Source organism: Buttiauxella massiliensis (assembly GCF_902500225.1).
Classification (GTDB): Bacteria; Pseudomonadota; Gammaproteobacteria; order Enterobacterales; family Enterobacteriaceae; genus Buttiauxella; species Buttiauxella massiliensis.
On record NZ_LR722652.1, the window covers coordinates 88,972 to 108,177 of the forward strand.

Annotated in this window: 25 protein-coding genes; 6 read left to right on the forward strand and 19 right to left on the reverse strand. The window is 52.3% G+C overall.

Annotated features, from left to right (window positions below; translation table 11 throughout):
* Positions 1-18: 18 nt before the first annotated feature.
* From dagF to GC128_RS09035, 8 genes are all read right to left on the reverse strand, one after another.
* A complete protein-coding gene (dagF, locus tag GC128_RS09000; RefSeq protein WP_151994013.1) occupies positions 19-759 on the reverse strand; it encodes a 2-dehydro-3-deoxy-phosphogluconate aldolase in 741 nt (246 codons plus the stop codon).
* Complete coding sequence (locus GC128_RS09005; protein ID WP_151994014.1) at positions 756-1,874, reverse strand: DgaE family pyridoxal phosphate-dependent ammonia lyase; 1,119 nt, start codon at positions 1,872-1,874, stop codon at positions 756-758. Before GC128_RS09005 ends, dagF begins: the two co-directional genes overlap by 4 nt.
* The gene (locus tag GC128_RS09010; RefSeq protein ID WP_151994015.1) at positions 1,858-2,991 is read right to left on the reverse strand and encodes an amidohydrolase/deacetylase family metallohydrolase; all 1,134 of its coding nucleotides are present in this window, start codon (positions 2,989-2,991) and stop codon (positions 1,858-1,860) included. Before GC128_RS09010 ends, GC128_RS09005 begins: the two co-directional genes overlap by 17 nt.
* Positions 2,992-3,108: 117 nt before the next feature.
* Positions 3,109-3,750: a DUF4310 family protein gene (locus GC128_RS09015; RefSeq protein ID WP_064515863.1), complete on the reverse strand. Its 642-nt coding sequence runs from the start codon at positions 3,748-3,750 to the stop codon at positions 3,109-3,111.
* An 11-nt stretch (positions 3,751-3,761) separates the two neighbouring features.
* Positions 3,762-4,538, reverse strand: a complete 777-nt coding sequence (locus GC128_RS09020) for a DUF4311 domain-containing protein (RefSeq protein ID WP_064515860.1) — start codon at positions 4,536-4,538, stop codon at positions 3,762-3,764.
* A gap of 23 nt (positions 4,539-4,561) precedes the next feature.
* Positions 4,562-4,858, reverse strand: coding sequence for a DUF4312 family protein (locus GC128_RS09025; protein ID WP_151994016.1), 297 nt, complete (start codon positions 4,856-4,858; stop codon positions 4,562-4,564).
* A 2-nt stretch (positions 4,859-4,860) separates the two neighbouring features.
* On the reverse strand, positions 4,861-5,223 hold the full coding sequence (locus GC128_RS09030; RefSeq protein ID WP_064515856.1) for an SFCGS family glycine-rich protein: 363 nt from the start codon (positions 5,221-5,223) through the stop codon (positions 4,861-4,863).
* 17 nt (positions 5,224-5,240) lie between these two features.
* Positions 5,241-5,576, reverse strand: a complete 336-nt coding sequence (locus GC128_RS09035) for a glycine dehydrogenase (protein WP_064515854.1) — start codon at positions 5,574-5,576, stop codon at positions 5,241-5,243.
* 613 nt (positions 5,577-6,189) lie between these two features.
* Here GC128_RS09035 and GC128_RS09040 point away from each other — a divergent pair.
* The 4 genes from GC128_RS09040 (at position 6,190) to GC128_RS09055 (ending at position 8,593) form a co-directional block, all read left to right on the forward strand.
* Positions 6,190-6,684, forward strand: a complete 495-nt coding sequence (locus GC128_RS09040; protein ID WP_151994017.1) for a glutathione peroxidase — start codon at positions 6,190-6,192, stop codon at positions 6,682-6,684.
* Between the two features lie 337 nt (positions 6,685-7,021).
* Positions 7,022-7,354: a type II toxin-antitoxin system RelE/ParE family toxin gene (locus GC128_RS09045; protein ID WP_151994018.1), complete on the forward strand. Its 333-nt coding sequence runs from the start codon at positions 7,022-7,024 to the stop codon at positions 7,352-7,354.
* A gap of 1 nt (position 7,355) precedes the next feature.
* Entirely contained in the window at positions 7,356-7,658 is a 303-nt protein-coding gene (gene nadS / locus GC128_RS09050) for a NadS family protein (protein ID WP_151994019.1), read from the forward strand.
* Complete coding sequence (locus GC128_RS09055; RefSeq protein ID WP_151994020.1) at positions 7,655-8,593, forward strand: LysR family transcriptional regulator; 939 nt, start codon at positions 7,655-7,657, stop codon at positions 8,591-8,593. The genes nadS and GC128_RS09055 overlap by 4 nt, the downstream gene beginning before the upstream one ends.
* On the opposite strand, the gene mdcH is transcribed toward GC128_RS09055, so the two are convergent.
* The 8 genes from mdcH to mdcA all read right to left on the reverse strand — a co-directional run bounded on the left by mdcH (position 8,577) and on the right by mdcA (position 15,670).
* Positions 8,577-9,485, reverse strand: coding sequence for a malonate decarboxylase subunit epsilon (gene mdcH, locus GC128_RS09060; protein WP_151994021.1), 909 nt, complete (start codon positions 9,483-9,485; stop codon positions 8,577-8,579). The two genes, GC128_RS09055 and mdcH, sit on opposite strands and share 17 nt — an antisense overlap.
* A gap of 2 nt (positions 9,486-9,487) precedes the next feature.
* Entirely contained in the window at positions 9,488-10,105 is a 618-nt protein-coding gene (locus GC128_RS09065; protein ID WP_151994022.1) for a malonate decarboxylase holo-ACP synthase, read from the reverse strand.
* The gene (locus GC128_RS09070) at positions 10,106-11,065 is read right to left on the reverse strand and encodes an AEC family transporter (RefSeq protein ID WP_151994023.1); all 960 of its coding nucleotides are present in this window, start codon (positions 11,063-11,065) and stop codon (positions 10,106-10,108) included. It lies immediately after the preceding gene.
* A 133-nt stretch (positions 11,066-11,198) separates the two neighbouring features.
* On the reverse strand, positions 11,199-11,999 hold the full coding sequence (gene mdcE, locus GC128_RS09075; RefSeq protein WP_151994024.1) for a biotin-independent malonate decarboxylase subunit gamma: 801 nt from the start codon (positions 11,997-11,999) through the stop codon (positions 11,199-11,201).
* On the reverse strand, positions 11,996-12,829 hold the full coding sequence (locus GC128_RS09080) for a biotin-independent malonate decarboxylase subunit beta (RefSeq protein ID WP_151994025.1): 834 nt from the start codon (positions 12,827-12,829) through the stop codon (positions 11,996-11,998). Before GC128_RS09080 ends, mdcE begins: the two co-directional genes overlap by 4 nt.
* The gene (mdcC, locus tag GC128_RS09085) at positions 12,822-13,121 is read right to left on the reverse strand and encodes a malonate decarboxylase acyl carrier protein (protein ID WP_151994026.1); all 300 of its coding nucleotides are present in this window, start codon (positions 13,119-13,121) and stop codon (positions 12,822-12,824) included. The genes GC128_RS09080 and mdcC overlap by 8 nt, the downstream gene beginning before the upstream one ends.
* A 9-nt stretch (positions 13,122-13,130) precedes the next feature.
* Positions 13,131-14,015, reverse strand: a complete 885-nt coding sequence (locus tag GC128_RS09090; RefSeq protein ID WP_151994027.1) for a triphosphoribosyl-dephospho-CoA synthase — start codon at positions 14,013-14,015, stop codon at positions 13,131-13,133.
* Positions 14,015-15,670, reverse strand: a complete 1,656-nt coding sequence (gene mdcA, locus GC128_RS09095; protein WP_151994028.1) for a malonate decarboxylase subunit alpha — start codon at positions 15,668-15,670, stop codon at positions 14,015-14,017. The genes GC128_RS09090 and mdcA overlap by 1 nt, the downstream gene beginning before the upstream one ends.
* 362 nt (positions 15,671-16,032) lie before the next feature.
* Between mdcA and GC128_RS09100 the strand changes: the two genes are divergently transcribed.
* Positions 16,033-16,383, forward strand: coding sequence for a type II toxin-antitoxin system RelE/ParE family toxin (locus GC128_RS09100; protein ID WP_151994029.1), 351 nt, complete (start codon positions 16,033-16,035; stop codon positions 16,381-16,383).
* A 1-nt stretch (position 16,384) separates the two neighbouring features.
* Positions 16,385-16,684, forward strand: a complete 300-nt coding sequence (locus GC128_RS09105; RefSeq protein WP_151994030.1) for a helix-turn-helix domain-containing protein — start codon at positions 16,385-16,387, stop codon at positions 16,682-16,684.
* Between the two features lie 56 nt (positions 16,685-16,740).
* Here the strand turns inward: GC128_RS09105 and GC128_RS09110 are convergent, their stop codons facing one another.
* The 3 genes from GC128_RS09110 to pmbA all read right to left on the reverse strand — a co-directional run bounded on the left by GC128_RS09110 (position 16,741) and on the right by pmbA (position 19,186).
* The gene (locus GC128_RS09110) at positions 16,741-17,325 is read right to left on the reverse strand and encodes a hypothetical protein (RefSeq protein ID WP_151994031.1); all 585 of its coding nucleotides are present in this window, start codon (positions 17,323-17,325) and stop codon (positions 16,741-16,743) included.
* A gap of 68 nt (positions 17,326-17,393) precedes the next feature.
* On the reverse strand, positions 17,394-17,780 hold the full coding sequence (gene cybC, locus GC128_RS09115; RefSeq protein WP_151994032.1) for a cytochrome b562: 387 nt from the start codon (positions 17,778-17,780) through the stop codon (positions 17,394-17,396).
* Positions 17,781-17,833: 53 nt separating this feature from the next.
* Complete coding sequence (gene pmbA / locus GC128_RS09120; protein WP_151994033.1) at positions 17,834-19,186, reverse strand: metalloprotease PmbA; 1,353 nt, start codon at positions 19,184-19,186, stop codon at positions 17,834-17,836.
* Positions 19,187-19,206 lie beyond the last annotated feature (20 nt).

Genomic DNA, 19,206 nt, shown 5'->3' on the forward strand with positions numbered 1-19,206 from the left:
CCTCATGGTTATCAGGTTTTAGCCAACCAACTTCTTCGTCATATCCAGCAAAGTGCGCACATCTTCCGGACGTGTATTGCCGCTCGCTTTATCAATAATTGAGCTGTAAATATGCGGAATGATCTTACTCACTCCCGTATCCAGTGCGATCTTCAGGATTTCTTCGTAGTTCTCAAGATCGATCCCGCCAGTCGGTTCCAGCCAGAAATCGTGTTTTGCACAAGCCAGTGCCACCGCATGGAACTCATCACGGTATTTCAGGCCACCCATCGGGAAATATTTGATTGAGCTGCCGCCCATATCTTTGAGCAACGCGATAGCGGTATCTACCGGCACAATACCGTCAGAAGAAGCTGAACTCAGTGGGCCGGTGGAAATTTTTACCATCCCGACCATTCCCGTTGGAGAAACCAGGCCATTGACCACGCTTTCATTTTGCCCAAGCAACGCACGACTTGCACCCACGCCGGTAAACACCTGGTTTACGTGCTGCGGTTGCACCTGGCGGGAGATTTCACTCACCATTGCCGACTGGTTTGGGTCACCTGCGCCAAGGCCAACAGAAAGCGCATTTTCGATCAATGCCGCATATTCACGCATATCCGCTACGGCAGTTGCTACATCAGGGTAATTTTTAGAAAGCACGCCGACCAGAACATGGCCTTCTGCAGCGTCATAAATCTCTTTCGCGTTATCTTTCGAACCCGCCAGCACATTCAGGCATACACGGTCACGATAAAAATTCGGGGTCAATTTCATGCCTGTTTCTCCTTGCTGACCAATGCCTTAATGCATTGATAGATAATCTCTAACTGTTGCGAGCTGACGCTACGCACATCGGCTTCGATAATCCCTTCGTTGGCTTTGTAGCCACGGAAGAAAATCGCATATTCGCCCTGTTTCAGCGCGCTCACCAACTCGACGGTGCTGACGCCAATCGCCGCTTCATCAAACTTAATTTCAGTACGGGCGATGTCGCGACCGGCTGCATCCCACACCACGCGGGCTGTGATCCCCTCAAGGGTGTTGAGGCTCTCGATAAACGGCGTCATTTTTTCGACCATCTGTGCGCCGCTTTCTTTGGCTGCCGTTAAATAGTGTTCGATAGCGCTGGTCAGGCCAAGAATACCTTCTTTGCCGACTTTCATGGCGCGGCCAATGCCGCCTGTTTGCAGCTTCACCCACTCAACATACTGCGCTTTGCCAATTACCAGGCCGCTGGTTGGCCCTTCAATGGCTTTTGCGCCGCTGTAAATCACCAGGTCAGCACCTGCGCGGTAGTAGCACTGCAAATCTTCTTCCGCTGCTGCATCAACAATCAGCGGCAGGTTATGTTTGCGCGCCACGACAGCAGCCTGCTCTACGCTAAGCATGCTTTTCTGAACCGAGTGATGCGATTTGATATACAAAATGGCGGCAGTGCGTGGGGAGATGGCAGCAGCTAATTGTTCGGCAGAACATTCGTTGGCATAGCCCGCTTCCACCACTTTGCCACCACCGAGATAAACCATCGTGCCCACCGGCGCGCCGAAGTTCACGTTGTGGCCTTTCGGCAACACAATTTCGTTGTTCTCAAGTGGCGTGCCGTGCAGGTTTTCAATCAGCCAGGCGTTGTCCTTCACAAGCACTGCCGCCACAGATTGCGCGATACCCGCAGATGCGCAAGACACTACTGTTGCGGCTTCAACATCCAGCAGCCTGGCGATGTACTCCCCGGTTTTGTTCACCAGGTCTTTCATCTCAAAATAGTGATTCATACCGTTGGTCACGGCTTCAACCACTTCCGGGCGCGGGGTAGAAACACCGAGTGCCGTCATGCGGCCAGAGGCATTAATGACTTGTTTTAAATTATATTTCTCATAAATCGAAGACATGTTCTTGTTTCCCTTGTTCGGTCGTAAACCATTTCCCGGAGCGAACGGCGGCAAGTGCCACCAGCAGTTGTTCGCCCTGGAGCGTCTGATTTTCGGAATCGGTAAATACCGTCGGCTGGCGGCGTTGGGCAAAAATCGTCAGGTCGCCATCAAGCCCCACAGACAAACGCCCTTTATTCGTCAGGCGTAAACCTTGCGCGGCATGCGTGGTAACGCAATCAATCACTTGTGGCAGCGACATGCCAATGGAGAGGAATTTGGACATCACCACGCCGAGGCTATGTACCGGGCCGTTAATGCGGTTGCGGCAGTAAATATCGGAGCTGATGGTGTGTGGCAGAATTCCTTTGCTGATGGCGATTTTCGCTACTTCGAAGCTGAAACTGGCAGAACCGTGGCCCACATCAAGGCGCACGCCACGCTGAATGGCGCTTGAAATTGATGCCCGCAATTCACCGGCAGATGTCAAAATGCGGTTCGGTTTGCCGTTGTAGCAGTGGGTAATGATGTCACCGCTTGTCAGCAAATCGGCAATTTCATCAAGGTCAGGCGGGTTATTACCGATGTGTACCATCAGCGGTAATTTACCGTTTTCGCGCTGGATTTCTTTCGCGCGCTCCAGCGGTTTAATGCCGTTGGCACCCACTACGCTGCTGCTCATGCGCGCTTTGATGCCAACGATAAAACCAGGATGGCGTTTCACCGCATCACGTGCGGCGATTTTGTCGATATTCGTCATATCCGACAGTTCGTTCTGCGCAATCAGTCCAACGCGAGAGATGTTCAGTAACGCATAAACATCCGTCGTCGCTTTGCGAGTTAGCTCGTAAAACTCGTCGATATCGTCAGCGCCTGTGCTCCCGGCATCAACAACAGTCGTCACGCCTGTATTAATGCCGATACTGTCCGGGTCATCGTGATAGATGGGGGATTTTTGGTAACAGTGGACGTGGGAATCAATCCAGCCTGCGCTGACATAATATTCACCATTGAGCTGGCGTTCTTCTTGCGCCTCACCCGTGATTTCGCCAAGTGCGGCAATTTTTCCATCCTTCAGCGCGATGTCGATAACGGTGTCATCCACCAGACACGCGTTGCGCAGGATTAAGTCGAACATGGTTTTCTCCTTCAGAAAGATCCCGTAGCCGATTATTAGGGGAAGTTCAGGGAATTGGTTCCCGGAGGGATGCCAAGCCCTGAAATCGCCCCGGGTATCTCCAGCCCCCGCTTCGGCCTACAAAGCAATCGGGAAGAATGCTCCAAAAAGCATCGCGCCAAGAATCGCGCCACCGGTAATCGGCTTGTTCCACAGATAAAACAGCAGAGAACCAATCAGCGAGCCAATACCAATCGGAATAGAAGCGGTCATTGCGCTCAGGATAATCAACGGGCCAAGGAAGCGGCCGGATGCGTTACCCGCGCCCATCATGACGTCTGCCCCGTAGGTTGAGTTGCTCTGGTTGACGGTGAATTTACGCGCCAGAATAATCACATAACCAATCGCCAGGCCAATCACCAGCCCCGTCACCAGCGATGCCGCAAAGTTCGCAACCGGGAAGATAATGCCCGCGCCGAGTAACAGCGCTGGAACGCCAAGACCTACGCCGGTTTGAATCGCCCCGCCGATATCCAGAATCCCGACCAGCGAACCTTCAATGATGCGGGCAAACAGAAAGCTGGCACCAAACGCGGCGACTGCGCCATACACACCGGTATCAATCCCGGCACGCAGCATGGAAACAAACGCCACTTCGTTGAATGCCCCAATGCCGTAGAGGTAATACATGTGTGTCCCGGCGAACACGCCGGAAGAAAGCAGGCCAACGAAAATCGGGAATGACCAGTCGGCGTACCAAAAACCTTTATTCGTTTCCATCACAGGCTCCCTTATTTTCCGCTCATCGAGTTATGGATCAGACTGAGCCAGTCCGGCACGGTCAGATGGAAGGATTCGATCATTTTCATATCGAAGCCACGGAAGAAGCCACTCAGCACAAACAGCGCGATAATCGCCACCATCATCACTTTAGTGACGTGGTTCCAGCCGCTCTCTTCCACGCCTTTACCAATCAGGATGCCAAGCACCAGACCAGGTACGGCGTTGCCCATAATCAGTTGCGCACAGCCACCGAAAATAGTGGCCCAGAAGCCTGATTTTTTACCGGCATCAATCGCCGCCAGCCAGAAAATCACTGGCATGATGATGGTCACCAGCAAGTTCGCCGCAGGGACCAGCACTTTTACTGCGGTAACCTGTAGTGCAGCGGGAACGGCAGACGCGGTGGTGTTAAGGAAGGCCACTACAATCATGCCGATGATGCCGCACGCGACAGCCATTTTGCGTGGATCGTGCAGGGTCTCAGCCACGTTGCGATTTTTCATCATCAACGCGGCGGCACCCCAGTGTGGGATAATTCGGTGGTCAACGTCCTGAGTAAAAGCACCCGCAGCAACGGACGACGCCCAGGCGTTGAAGAAGAAACCTAAACCAAATGAGAAGTGTGAAGCCGGGTCGCCTTCGCAGGAGTTCAGCTCGCCGAGGGTACGAAAAGCGCCCATACCTTGCGTGGTCGGCGCATGAAACATACGTGCAGCCCCGGCGCCCACTCCAACGCCAACCAGACCGCCGATGATTAGCGATTTTATTAATATAATTAAGAACATCTGTCTGTCCTTTCTGTGTGATTTTATTGGGGGATGAAGTCTACTTTGTCCATATTGATGGCCGTCACACTGACCGAAACATCCAGCTCCACGCTGAACATCTGTTTTTCACGTTTCAGAAAGAAGAACAAAAAAGCCTCTTTCTTGACCTGCACTCGCGCCTGAACAACCTGCACATCCTGTGGCTCAATACGCAGTAAAATGTGGGGAGATGACTTCATAACCGAGCCCTGAACATGATTCAGGGCATCAGCAAAGGCCTTGGCTTTAGTGTCGCCACGACCTTTCACTCTCACCGTTTCGGAGAAGTGTTCTTTCATGCTTAGTTACCGTACTTCTTAGCCCAGGCCAGAACTAAGCGCTCGCCCAGTTCTTCTTTATCCATAAAGCCGAAGCCCAGCACGTTGTTGCCTTCGTTGATGGCGGTGACGCCCTCTTCAACTGAACGCATACCGTATTTGGCTTTATAACCATGTTTGGTTTGCGCGGTGATGGCACCTGCGCCGCCACTGCCACAGAAAGAGATGCCGAACGTGGCATTTTCAGCTTTCATCACATCGCCAAGTTTCATATCAGCGGCAACACCAGGAATAACCACGGCACGGCCGCCTGCTTTCTCAATCCCTGCTGCCACTTTTTGGCCTTTACCCAGGCGGTCGCCGATCACTACGGTAATTTGTTCCATCTGAATCTCCTGATTATTCAAAGATTGTCTTTCGCGACTTCGAAATGCACTGACAGCAACCACGCCTCTTCAACCGGCAGATTGCCAAACTGTTCGACGACTGCTTTTGCCATTTCCAGAGAGTCATCAGAAATTTCCTCAAACAGGCTTTCTTCAACTTCTGGTAACGGTTCGCCGGTCAGTGACCGGTGCGCCATGGCGCGAACGTGGGATGTCAGCATCTGCTCCTGAACTGCGTTTGGCGTAATGTTTCGGCCTTCCAGCAGCGTCCTGATAAACGCCAACACTTGCTCCGTAAGTTGTGTGGCGTCGGTACTTCCGGCGTCATTAACCTTTACCGCTCCGTTATTCACACTGCATACCTCGTTTACTGATATGGCTCTAAGGTATCGGCGAGGGTTAAAGGTTTGTAGCGAGTTGTTTTCCACTTTGAAGTGGAAATCCCAGAGGCAAGAGTGATATGCGCCACAAAAAGCGGCCGATTCATGATAATCCGCTGGCTTAATGTGATTACAGTCACGGATTAAAGAGGTCGAATCTATTGGTGACAGTGATAGTTTTTGAGCAAAATTGTGATATGAGGGACGTTTTGCGGGAAATATTGGAAAGACTTATGAGTGGGGATTGGGAGTTGGTTGCGGGTTAGGTTAAGACTGAGATACCCAGGGCGGCCACCAGGTTTGGCGTCCCTCCGGGAACCAAATCCCGGTGTTTCCCCTAATTCATTGGCTTTTGTGAATAATGTTAGCCAGGGAATAGTTGGAGAAGGATTTATAGTTCTTTTGATGGATTTGGTAGTACGGGCATAATCAGGGAGTGACAGTCGCTTAAGTCCTGTGAGTTCAACGGGTCGATGCAACGCTATCCTTAAACAAGGGGACGTTGCCATGAAACACAGAACGCGTATTTACTACACGCTACGTGGCAATGCTAACGTCAAACTGATTCTGCTCTGAGGATTCCGACATGACCACCTTTCATCAATTTACTGCCACCAGCCTGCGTGGCCAGCTCATCTCTATGGCCGACTACGCTGGCAAGCTGGTTCTGGTGGTTAATACCGCCAGCCATTGTGGCTTCACGCCACAATACGCAGGCCTTGAAGCGCTCTACAAGAAGTACGCCGCCCAGGGTCTGGTGGTGCTTGGTTTCCCCTGCAACCAGTTCGGTAAGCAGGAACCCGGCAACGCCGACGAAATCGCGCAGACCTGTCACATCAACTACGGCGTGAGCTTCCCGATGTTCGAGAAAGTAGAGGTCAACGGTGCGGCAACGCACCCGGTGTTTCGTTACCTGAAGGATGAATTGCCCGGTGTGCTGGGTGGGCGAATCAAGTGGAACTTCACTAAGTTCCTGATCGGACGCGACGGCAAACCGCTCAAGCGTTTTGCACCGATCTCCACCCCGGAGAAAATGGAAGCCGCAATCCTTGCTGCACTTGAAATCAAAATGTCCCTTTAATTCGAACCATTCACTTTTAGAGATCTTCCCACTGGAATAAAGCCGAAATTATTGCCTCGCTGCATGAGAAAGGCTCTTCACTGCTGCTCTCACGCTCGAAGCTAATCGGGCATCTTCAATTTTAGCGAATGCGCTTTCTCACCAATTCCCTCCTGATCATTATCTTCATAACAAACTGTTTTTGAACGATAAACTTACTTGTTGCGAGGTTCTACGCAAAGTTGCGCGATAGCGTTAGAGGAGCTGTGAGAAATTCGTAGAATGAATTTTCAAGCCCCAAAAAGTGTACAGCGTACCCCTTGCAATGTACTCTATACCCAGACAAGGAAAGTCCCCGGTGAGCCATGCGCTAGAATTTATCGAAACTTCGATATTCACCCGACAGATAAAGCAAATCGCAACGGATGATGAGCTTAAAGATCTACAAAAACAGCTCATTGAATCTCCAGCTAAAGGTGAACTGATACAACAAACTGGTGGGTTGCGAAAAATCAGGATGGCAACGGGTTCTCAGGGCAAAAGCGGAAGCGCCAGAGTCATTTATTTTCTCGCAACCAAAGAGGTCGTCTATCTGGTGATGGCCTACCCGAAAAGTACTAAAGAAAACCTGACTGATGCGGAAAAAGCAGATCTCCAGAAATTGACGAAAATAATGAAAAACGAGGTGTGATATGAGCTTTTTTGACGACCTGAAAACGTCCCTTGAAGAAGCGGTCGACATTAAAAATGGCATTCAGTCTCCCGCACGTGTCACCCGTTATGAGATCGCTGATGTTAAGGCAATCAGGGAAGAGTTGAATGTATCGCAGAGCGAGATGGCCAAGGCACTTGGTACTAGCGTTGATACCATCAAAAGCTGGGAGTCCGGAAGGCGTAACCCAACCAGGCTGGCTGCAAAAGTGCTGGCCGTTATTCAAACTAACCCCACTTTTTTCCAGGAACTTGCAGCAGTGCAGGATTCAGGCCATCAATGAAAATAGACGCAGAAATCACTTTCCGAAAACTCGAAATATTCATGTCGTTTATGGAAAAGGGAAATATAGCCCGTACTGCTGAGGCGCTGGGGATCAGCGGCGTGAGCGTGCATCGTGCGCTTCATACGCTTGAAGAAGGCGTGCGCTGCCCGCTGTTTATCCATAAAGGCCGTAATCTGGTGCCACTGCCAGCGGCTTTAACCCTGCTTGAACACAGTAAAGAAGCGGTGGAATTGATGGCGCGCGGGATCGTGGAAACACGACAAGCCGCCGGTGTCGGGCAAGGGCGTTTGCGCATTGGTACGCTGTATTCGTTAACGCTTGAAACGGTGCCACGCCTGATTATGGGCATGAAGTTACGCCGCCCGGAACTGGAAATGGATCTCACCATGGGTTCCAATCAGATGTTATTAAACATGCTTGAAGATGGCGTGCTGGATGCGATTTTGATTTCTATTTCAGAAGGCGAGATCGACCGTAATCGTCTTGAAGTGCTGCCGTTATTTCAGGATGATATTTTCCTCGCCGCCTCCAGTACTTTCCCACTCGATACCAGCAAACTTGCCGATCTTCGTGATTATCATAGTGAGAAGTTTGTTTCGTTAGCCGAAGGGTTTGCGACCTATAACGGGTTCCAGGAAGCGTTTCACATTGCAGGTTTTGAGCCTGAGATTGTGACGCGTGTGAACGATATTTTCTCGATGATCAGTCTGGTACAGGCAGGTGTGGGACTGGCATTAATGCCGGGGAGAATGAAGAAAGTGTATGAAAACTCAGTGCAACTGCTGAAGCTCGCCGAGCCTTATCAAATGCAGCAATCCATTGCGATTGTCTTTGCCCGCAATCGCGAACACGATCCAAACTTGCTGGCACTTGCGGCCGAAGGCCGCATGTACGCCCGCTCGTTTATTGATAAGCCTAACGCGCTGCTTTAGCCCGTTCGGCGAGACGCTGGAGCACCGTCACGCTGTTGTTTTCAGCACAAACCATTTCACCCTCGCGGAATGCCTGGCGCGTGAGTCCGGTCAGCACGCTGCCCGGCGGCATTTCAATCGCCAGACGGACATCGCGTTCGTTGGCGGCAATCATCGCGTCACGCCAGCGCACAGTGCGCGACATATTCAGCGCTAAATCTTGAGCAATTTGCTCAGGTTGCCAGGCCACGCGAGCCGTGCTGCCGCTGAGATACGTGCAGCGCGGGCGGTTCAACGTTACATCAGCAAATGCCTGTTGCAGTTTTCGTGCAGGTTCAGCCAGTAATTCACAGTGCGACGGCACGCTAACCGCCAGTTGTTTGGCTTTCTGCGCGCCAGATGCCAGCGCTTTTTGTGCCACGGCAGCCATATCTTCTTCACGCCCGGCAATCACGATTTGCTGCTCGGCGTTGATATTGGCGATGTACGTTCCGCTGCCTTTCACCAGCCGCTCAACCTGATTGAGTTGCAAGCCAGTAATGGCAGTTAAACCATAACCTTGCGGATACGCCTGCTCCATTAAGTCGCCACGCAGCGCGACTAAACGCAGCGCATCTTCAAAACTTAATGCCCCGGCCACCACAGCCGCCGGAAACGCGCCAATGGACAATCCGCAGACCATATCGGGCAGCACGCCGTTGCGCTCGAGTTCTTCGGCGCAAGCCACGCCAGCAATCAACAGGCAAAGCTGAACGGCGCGGGTATGTTTCAGGGCATCTTCGGTATCGAGCGTATCGGTTTCATCGCCTAATACAGCGCGAACACGCGTCATAATGTCGCCATCTTGCGGTAACTTCTGCAACATGCCAGCACATTGCGTTCCCTGTCCGGGGAAAGTGAAGAGAATTTTCATGCTTATCCCTTTAGTGCCCACGGGTCACTCACCAGTTGCGGCCCGTTGTTGGTTTTCAGCAATACACGTCCGTCGCGTAGCCATTCCGCCAGCGCAAAAGCGCCCTGCGGCGTTTCGATTTGCGTATCAGCGCGGCATAACAAATGGCCGATAACTTGCTGCCATTCCAACAATGCTTCGCGCGCAACGCGCTCGGGGCAACGGATGATTAAGTCGAGGTCGCTTTGTGCATGAAGCACCGGGACTTCCGTCGCCAGCGCGTAGCCAACACTTCCGGTAATGCCCCAAACCCAGGGCCATTCACACAGTGCGAGTTGAATTGCCCCCTGAACAGGCGGCATCGAAACAAACGGAGATTTGACTAACAGATCGCGGGAAGCCAGAGATTCCGGGAAAACGACACGTTTAACTTTTGTGCCGTTTGCCCATCCGGCTGCCCGCTGGTCGCGGCGCATTCCACGAACGCCTACCGGAATGCGCCCTTCACGATTCACATCACGCCGCACCACCACCGGAAGCTGAGGCCGCCACTGGCTTGCCACCCACTCTTCGCTCACATCTTCGAGCGCATCACGGTCGCTAAGCCAGAGTAAGTCGTGGGGACGTGGTGTGTTCATGATTTACATTCCTGAAGTCAAAGAGATAAACAGCGGTAACGACAGGATAGAGAGCACGGAGCTAAGCAGCAAGACAGCTTCTGCATCCGGCGATTGCACGCCGAAACGGTTGCCGAATACCACGCCGAAGAAGCCCGCAGACAGCGCAATCATCAGGATCGCGGTGATGGCAACCGGCCCAGTCAGACCCAACGCCAGCACGATACCCCATGCGATGAACGGTTGAATCAGCAGTTTGGTCACGGTTGCAACGCAAACCACGGTGTTGATTTTCAGCTTACGGGCAGAAAGGATCACACCGGTCAGGAACAGTGCCGCAGCGGTCGCAGACATACCCAACGGTTTGATTGCCGACAGCAGCAAGTCAGGCATACGAATACCAATCGCCGATAAAATCACACCCAGCAGCGGGCCCCAGACGATAGGTTTTTTCAGCGAACGCCACATCAGAACAGGCAGCATTGCGAGGGTTGAACCCACTGCTTCGCCAGCTGCACGCGCTTTTTCACGCTCCAAAATCATCAGGCAGAACGGTGTCATCAACACGGAACCACAAGCGATAGAAACCGCAACGGAAAGAGAGGTTGCAGAACCTTCGCCCAGAACGCTGCCCAGAATTGGCAGGCCAAGCGCCGCATAGTTTGGTAACGCAACAGTCAATGTCAGTACAGCCGCATCCTGCGGAGATTTTTTGAATACTTTGGTCGCCAGGAAATAAATCGCAGCGTAGGTAATCCACATCGCCAGAACCAGCACCACACTCATCGGTGACTGTTTGACGATACCTGCCCACGGCGTTTGAACCGTTGCGCTAAACAGCGCGGCTGGCAGGGCGAAATCCATTACAAAGATATTGAGCAGGGAAACATTTTTGTTATCGACCATCTTTGCTTTGCCAGCGAAAAAGCCGAGCAGCATGATGACAAAAATGGGCGCAAGCGCATGAACAATTACGTAAGTCATAACTTCACCTGTAGTTAAAAAAAGAATTCCAGCACCGGTGCGATGATTATTATTTTCAGGCGGTTAATTTTTATAGGGCACTCTAACGGTGCCCATTATTACCGTCTGGCAGGTCTGTCTTTTTAAACCATCGTTACCAGGCTGCGCGCATACGCTCACGAACCAACGCCGAGCTATGGCGATTCTTAGCATTCAGTCTGTTTTTCAGTGTGTTATCGGTACGTGCTTCACGAACTGCGGTGACCAGTGCCGCATTTACTTTGTCCATATCGTCGCTTTGCGGTGCTTCCGGATGAGCAATTTCAAGCAATGCAGATAACAGACCCAAGGTTTCGTAGTTGCTGATGTCATAAGCCATCGGCGGGATGGTGGCGGCCAGCTTTTCCAGCGCTTCCACGGTACGCAGTGTGATACGCGCTGCGGACTCTTTACCCATCGCATGGATCATCACGCCGGAATCGTTGAACGCAATCAGGCGGTTTGCCTGGTAACCGTGTGCCAGAAACGCACCGGACATCGCTTTACCAACAATCAGCCCAACAACCGGGTGGCCCGCCAGACGCGCATTGGCATAAGCCGCTGCCGCACCGGCCAGTGCCTGGTGGATACCGAACGCTTCTTCGCGGCGGCCATAAGCCTGGCTCGGAACGTCGATCACCGCCACGATGGCGCGTTTCTCTGATTTTTCAGCATCTTCGGCGATGGTTTCGCTAACTACTTTCGCCAGCGTCCAGCCTTCGAGCAGGCCCACTTCCCCGCCTTTAGCGCGTGGATAATGGTTATTTTCGTCTGGCACGACCGCGATAAAACGGGCGGCTTTGCCATCAACGCTGCCATCGGCAACCTGAACGGAAGCGCACAGGCCAGCCATACGTGGTGCGTTAGCAGTGAGTTTGTCCAACCAAATGGCGGCGCGATTCAGTTTCTGGCTCATGCGCGTTTCTCCCCAAAAAGCTGTTTAATCTGTTCGGAATCAGCCTGTTTCGTAGTATCGAAATTACTCAGGCGTTCGAGATACCACGCATAGTTATCGGTGCGATGCGCAGCAGGAACACCTTGCGCGATTGCCGCGTTAACCGCTTCTTTAACCGCGTTAACGCCATCGCCCACCAGCGTTTCGACCAGGCCGCTCTCAAAGCGAACTTCGCCGCCGGTCATGCTCCAGATAAACGGACGGTTACGTGAATCGTATTCGTCGATACCCGCTTCCTGTTCGATAACCTGCGGGCCATTCAGGCCCAGACGCGCTTCACGAGTCACGATTAAGTGACTGCAAAGTGCGGCGGCGATTGACATGCCGCCAAAGCAACCGACTGTTCCCGCGACGACGCCGATAACTGGCGTGTAACGGCGCAAGTCCACGATCGCTGCGTGAATATCCGCGATTGCTGCAAGGCCAAGGTTCGCTTCTTGTAAACGCACGCCGCCGGTTTCGAGGCATAAAACGGCCTGAGTCGGAATGCCGTTGCGGTTATCTTCGGCTGCCAGTTCAAGCGCTGCGGCCATTTTCGCGCCGGAGACTTCGCCCATGCTGCCGCCCTGGAAAGCGCCTTCGATAGCAATCACTACCGCCGGGCCGCCATTAATGGTGCCTTTGGCAACGACCATGCCGTCATCGGACTGCACCACGATGCCCTGCGCTTCTAACCACGGAGAAACGATGCCTTCGAACGGGTCGAGCAATTCGCGGAAACTGCCGTCATCCAGCAGCAAACGCGCACGTTCGCGCGCTTTGAGTTCGATAAAGCTGCTGTCGTTACGCATGGCTCACCCCTTCAAATACTTGTTCGATACGAATGCGTGCCACACCTGGCGTCGCGCCAAAATCGTGGATCTGCATCTGCCCGGCGGGAATGCTGCTCAGTGCGCCAAGGCGCTCAAACAGGGCTTTCCAGCGCTGCTCGCTGTTATCAACAGACGTGGTAATGGCGATAGTCAGGACGTCGCCCTGAGTCGCGGTAAACAGAACTTCCATATCACCGGAGCCAACTACACCCGCCAGCGCTTTGCCGCTAACGGTGCGAGTTGCCGGAAATGACAACGTAATGTGTTCCATAACACCCTCTTAAAAGTGTGAATGTTGCGGTAATGGGGTAATCGTCGCGTTATCGTAGGCGATGCGGTCAATCAGCAGCGTGGCGGCCAGCAAATCTGCGGCCCCACCCGGTGAGGCATTGAGTGCCAGCATCTCTTTATCGAGCCAGGCGAGCGCCGCGCGGCCTTGAGATGTTGCCGTACCACCAGCAACCAGTACGCTACGCGCGCCGTTTTGCATCGTTTCCAGCCCTTCAAGGCCTGCACGTGAAAGCACGCAGGTATCGCTAAGCGAGGTCATAATGGCCATCAGTGCATCAAGCCGCGCCTGCGGTTCCGTTGCTCCGTTCTGGCGACTGCGGCGCAGTTGCGGCAACGCCAGTTGCATGATGTGCGGGAAGCCAAGTTGCGCCTCTTCGCGAGCGCCGGGAACCTGATAACGCCGTGTTGCGAGTAGCCCCTTACTGAAAACTTTTGGTGCTGAACTGTCTGGCAGGCTGGCAAGTTTTGCGGCACTTGCCGCAATTTCTTCACTGCTGCCTTCAAGGCCGTGCATCGCGGCGGCAGAGACCAACAAACCGAGCGCCCAGATAGCGCCCCGGTGAGTATTCACTCCGCCTGTAGCCATCATCATCTGCGCCTCACCTTCACGACCTAAGCGGCCGACGAGTTGGCGCAGAGCGATATCTGCCGGGCGCTGCCAGCTTTGCAATGCCAGCGCATGAAACGTCGGGGAAAGGCTGTGCGCAGAGCGCTCCATCAATTCCAACGTCAGGTCGTGATGTGCACCACTTCCCCGACTGTCCACAAGACCAGGTTTCGGGCTTAAGCGTGCTTCTGTGATCAAGCTTTGGGTGGCAACCCTTGCAAGCCATGCAGCGCTGCCTTCACTCCCAATCTGTGGCTGTAGTTTCATTACCAGCTCCGGAATTTCGCAGGTGGGTTATACAGACCGTCAGACCATTCGACTAAATCCGCCACGCTGCTGGCTGCCAGCAGAGAACGGGTTGCGTCGGTGCGACGAATGCCCATATCTTCCGGGAAGACCACTTTGCCGCTTTGGCGCAGTGCGGCAACGCGTTTAGCATCCACGCCCAAACCGATATCTGTAATACCTGCAACTGATGCCACCATCGCGCGGCGTTCTTCCATGCTTTCAGCACGATACAGATACGCGATGCCTTCTTCAGTCAGCACGTGGGTCACGTCGTCGCCGTAAATCATGACCGGAGCCAGCGGCATACCGGAGGATTTAGCCACGTCCACCGCATCGAGTTTTTCCACGAATGTTGGCTTAACACCCGCCTGGAAGGTTTCGACCATCTGAACAACGAGCTTACGGCCGCGCTGCATCAGGTCTGGTTGAGCCTGCATCGCAAGCCAGGCAGCCGTTGCATGGCGACGACCATGTGGGTCATGGCCCATGTTTGGCGCACCGCCAAAACCAGAAAGACGACCGCGAGTCACCGTAGAGGAGTTGGCGTAGCCATCAACCTGTAACGTGGAACCGATAAACATATCGACGGCGTACTGGCCCGCCAGTTGGCAGAATGCGCGGTTAGAGCGCATGGAACCGTCGGCACCGGTAAAGAACACATCCGGGCGAGCGCGCACGTACTCTTCCATGCCCAGTTCGCCGCCGAAGCAGTGAACGGTTTCAACCCAGCCGCTTTCGATAGCAGGAATCAGCGTTGGGTGCGGGTTCAGCGTCCAGTGCTTACAGATTTTGCCTTTCAGGCCGAGCTGTTCGCCGTAGGTCGGCAGCAGCAGTTCAATGGCGGCAGTGTTAAAGCCGATACCGTGGTTGAGCGATTGAACCTGATGTTCTGCATAGATGCCTTTAATCGCCATCATCGCCATCAGAATGTGTTCTTGCTTGATAAGACGCGGGTCGCGGGTAAACAGCGGTTCGATAAAGAACGGTTTGTCGGCCACAACTACGTAGTCAATCCACGAGCCGGGAATATCCACACGCGGAAGATCGCATTCGTCATCAACCAGTTCGTTAACCTGAGCGATAACAATACCGTCGTGGAATGCAGCAGCTTCGACCAGTGCTGGCGTGTCCTCGGTGCTGGCGCCGGTATACAAGTTACCTTTGCGGTCAGCTTTAAAACCGGCAATCAGTGCCACGTTTGGTGCGAGATCCACATACAAGCGGGAATAGAGTTCGATATAAGTGTGGATTGCGCCAATCTCTAACTGACCGTCTTCAAGCAGCTGCGAGATGCGCAGGCTTTGGGTGCCAGAGAAGGAGAAATCGAGCTTGCGGGCGATACCTTTTTCAAAAATATCAAGGTGTTCGCTACGCCCGACACTCGGCATAATCATATGCAGGTCGTGAACTTTGGATGGGTTGACTTCGGCCAACATGCGGGAAAGGAAGTCCGCTTGTTTTTGGTTATTGCCTTCAAGCACCACGCGATCGCCTGGAGCGATCAGTTTTTCCAACATTTCGACAAGGCTATCGGTTGGAAGCACCTTGCCCTGCACGTTGGTGGAAGCCATACGACGCTGTTTCTCGGTGCGGCGTGTGTTCCACTGGCGTGCTGGCTTTTGGAAAGCCGTCATTTTAACCTCCTGATTCAGCCAATCATTCTGATTTGCTTTAGCTTGGTTAAATTGTGCGCCTCACTGGTTAGACCATCAATTAAGCTCGGGGAACAATCATTAGCCTTAGAGTAATAATGGATTTTTGGTTTTGTGATCGGGGTGGAAGGCGAGCACTGAATTGATGGGCTAGCGACTTACCTAAAAATCCAACTTACGAGAAAGGCCGCATCGTGAAGCTGTGAAAATAGGATGCTGGCAGCTAGTTTGTAGAATGCGCTCGATTCTTCACGAGAAAAGCGCAATTTTCATTTCGCTTTCTTTTAAGTTCATAGCTAAAAGGCTATGATTGAACAATAGCCTTCTGGCTATGGGATAAAGTGATGTGGAACGTTCTGACAACGGAAGTTTTTGATCAATGGTTTTTAGCGCAAAACGAAATGCTCAGAGAAGATGTCCTTGCGATGATGGGGTTCCTTGAAGAGTTTGGTCCGCATTTGGGTCGGCCGTATGTCGATACCTTAAAAGACAGCGTATTTCCCAACATGAAAGAACTTCGTATTCAGCATGCCGGAAACCCGATACGTGCCTTTTTCGCTTTTGATCCACAACGCCAGGCCATCATTTTATGTGCTGGTGATAAAACCGGGAAAAACGGGCAGCAATTTTATCGCAGTATGATTCTGCGGGCTGAATCAGAGTATCGTAATCACTTGGCTAAACTGGAGAGGTAATATGTCTACTTACAAAGAGTTGCTGTCACAACAAAGCCCTGAAAGCCAACAGCGTATTGCTAAAAAAATCGAAGTTTTACGCCAGGAATTAATACTCAGCCAGTTGCGTGAAGAGCTCAATATTTCACAGACTGAATTGGCCCGAACCATTGGTGTATCACAACCAACGCTCGCAAAAATTGAGAAAACCGGCAATGACCCACGGTTATCAACTCTTAAACGTTATGTGACAGCGCTGGGTGGGGAACTGAGTATTGATATCACTCTCCCTAACGGAAAGCGGGTGGCGTTTCACCTTTGACTGAAAAAACTCTCCTCTTCCCACGATGCAGAAAGAGGAGTTTAAAGCATCAGCTATTATGATTTAGCCGGGTGGGCAGTGATTTTGATTGAGTCGGTGTAAGTCACGCGCACGCTTTGGTTTACTTTCAGATCTTTCAATTTTGCCTGAACTTTAGGGTCTTCAACGGTTACCGTTTTTTCCTGACCTTTTGGCCCTACGAAGGTGATTTCATTCTTTTTCAGATCGATGTGTTTAATTTTCAACTGAACGTTAACCTGGCGAAAGGCTTCGTGCTCAGGTGAGCCACTGGTCGCTTTTTCCATCCCTTTGGTGGTTGAAGCCGTAGGTGCGGCTTTATCAACGTTGGTATCAAAAGCAATGGCTACGGAACGCGTAACGGTAGTATCAACCGTATCGCCCGCTTTGATATTCGCCAGCGTACCGGCTTCTTGCGGAACGTTCAGAGAGACTTTATTCCCTGCTTCCCCTTCCAGCACCACAACATGATTTTTTTGATCAACAGAAACAACTTTCGCGGAAAAATGATCGGCCTGGAAATCACCTGCTACAGGCAGGACGGTGGCATTGGCGGACATAATGCTGAATGCCAGTAGGGAAACAGTAGCAGCACCTTTGATGAAGGTTTGAATCGGTTTCATAAATCAGATGTCCTTATAAGATAAACAGATATGTTCCGGCCCCTTAGGGGTTAGGGGCCAGTATGAGCTTAGCGGTATTTTTTATGGTAGGCATTGCGAGTGGTTTTAAATTCTTCTGCTGCTGCCTGCGCTTCTTTCACTTTGCCTTCGTTGGCAAGTTTCAGCGCACCGTCAATCTGTCCAACCAGTAAATCCAAACCGTGACGATAATCTTTCATCTCGGCACTATCTGCCGCTTTGTTCTCGAGTTTTGGTGGTGTGCCCTTTTGCGCATCCAGCGCTGCGGTTCGCATATTGTTTAGCGAGGTTTTTAACTCTGCCGCATTTTCGGTCTTCAATACGGTTTTGTAATTTTCAGCGATGGTATCCATGTCATCGCCTACATCTTTCGCCATGCTCGTTGCGGAAAATAACACGGTCGATACTGCCAACATTGCAATTAATTGCTTACGCATTAACTCACCTTTTTTATTAGAAAGGCGCGGCAGGACGCGCCTGTTACGGTTAACTACTGCCCAGCAATTTTCATTTCTGGGAGCAACACTGAACCACATTGAATATTACTGCGCTTCTCAATATCACTACCAATTGTGACCATTTCACGCCACATATCTTTCAAGTTTCCGGCGATAGTGATTTCGCTCACCGGATATTGAATTTCACCGTTCTCAACCCAGAAACCGGACGCGCCGCGAGAGTAGTCGCCAGTAATGCCGCTTACGCCCTGACCCATCAGCTCGGTCACCACCAGCCCTGTGCCCATCTCTTTAAGCATACCCGCGAAATCCAGGCCGCGCCCTTCGATACGCCAGTTGTGGATACCACCCGCATGACCGGTGCTTTTCAGACCCAGTTTGCGCGCGGAATAGTTGGTCAACAGCCACTGTTGCAGGACACCGTCTTTGATAATGTCGCGGCGTTCTGTGCGAACCCCTTCGCTATCAAATGGTGTAGAGGCCAGGCCTTTGAGCAAATGTGGGTGCTCTTCAATGGTCAGCCATTCCGGCAGGATTTGTTTGCCAAGAGAATCCAGCAGGAACGTGGATTTACGGTAAACCGAGCCACCCGCAATCGCGCCAACCAGGTGACCGAACAGGCCCGTTGCAGCTTCAGCCGCAAAGATGACCGGCGCTTTCATGGTAGACAGTTTGCGAGGAGACAGGCGCGCTAATGTGCGGCGAGCACATTCGATACCCACCGATTCAGGGCTGTCGAGATCTTCCATCGCACGGCCAATGGTGTAGGCGTAATCACGCTCCATCTCACCATTAACTTCTGCGATAACACAGCTAGAAAGCGAATGGCGCGTTGAACAGTAGCTTTGCAGCATACCGTTGCTGTTACCGAATACTTTAATGCCGTAGTGGCTGTTAAAACTGCCGCCTTCGGTATTATTGATGCGCTTATCGACGTTCAATGACGCATTTTCAGCGCGAGCAGCCAGCTCAATCGCGCGGTCAGCGTCCATTTCCGTTGGGTGGAAAAGATCCAGGTCTGGCGCTTCATAAGCCAGTAACTCTTTATCTGCCACACCGGCAAACGGGTCTGGAGAGGTGTAACGGGCGATATCCAGCGCCGCCTGCACGGTGCGCGCTACGGCATCCGGGCTAAGGTCTGTTGTGGATGCGCTACCTTTACGGTTTTGATGATAAACGGTGATGCCTAACGCACCATCGCTGTTAAATTCGACGTTTTCCACCTCACCGTATCGGGTACTTACGCTGATACCAGTGGTTTTACTGACGGCAACTTCTGCGCCATCGGACTGAGCGGAAGCCAGTTCCAGCGCCTGAGATACCGCTTGTTCCAGAACCTGACGTTGTTGTGCTACTTGCGTGTTTACTTTCATCGCTACTGCCATAATGTAAGGTGAGTGAATTA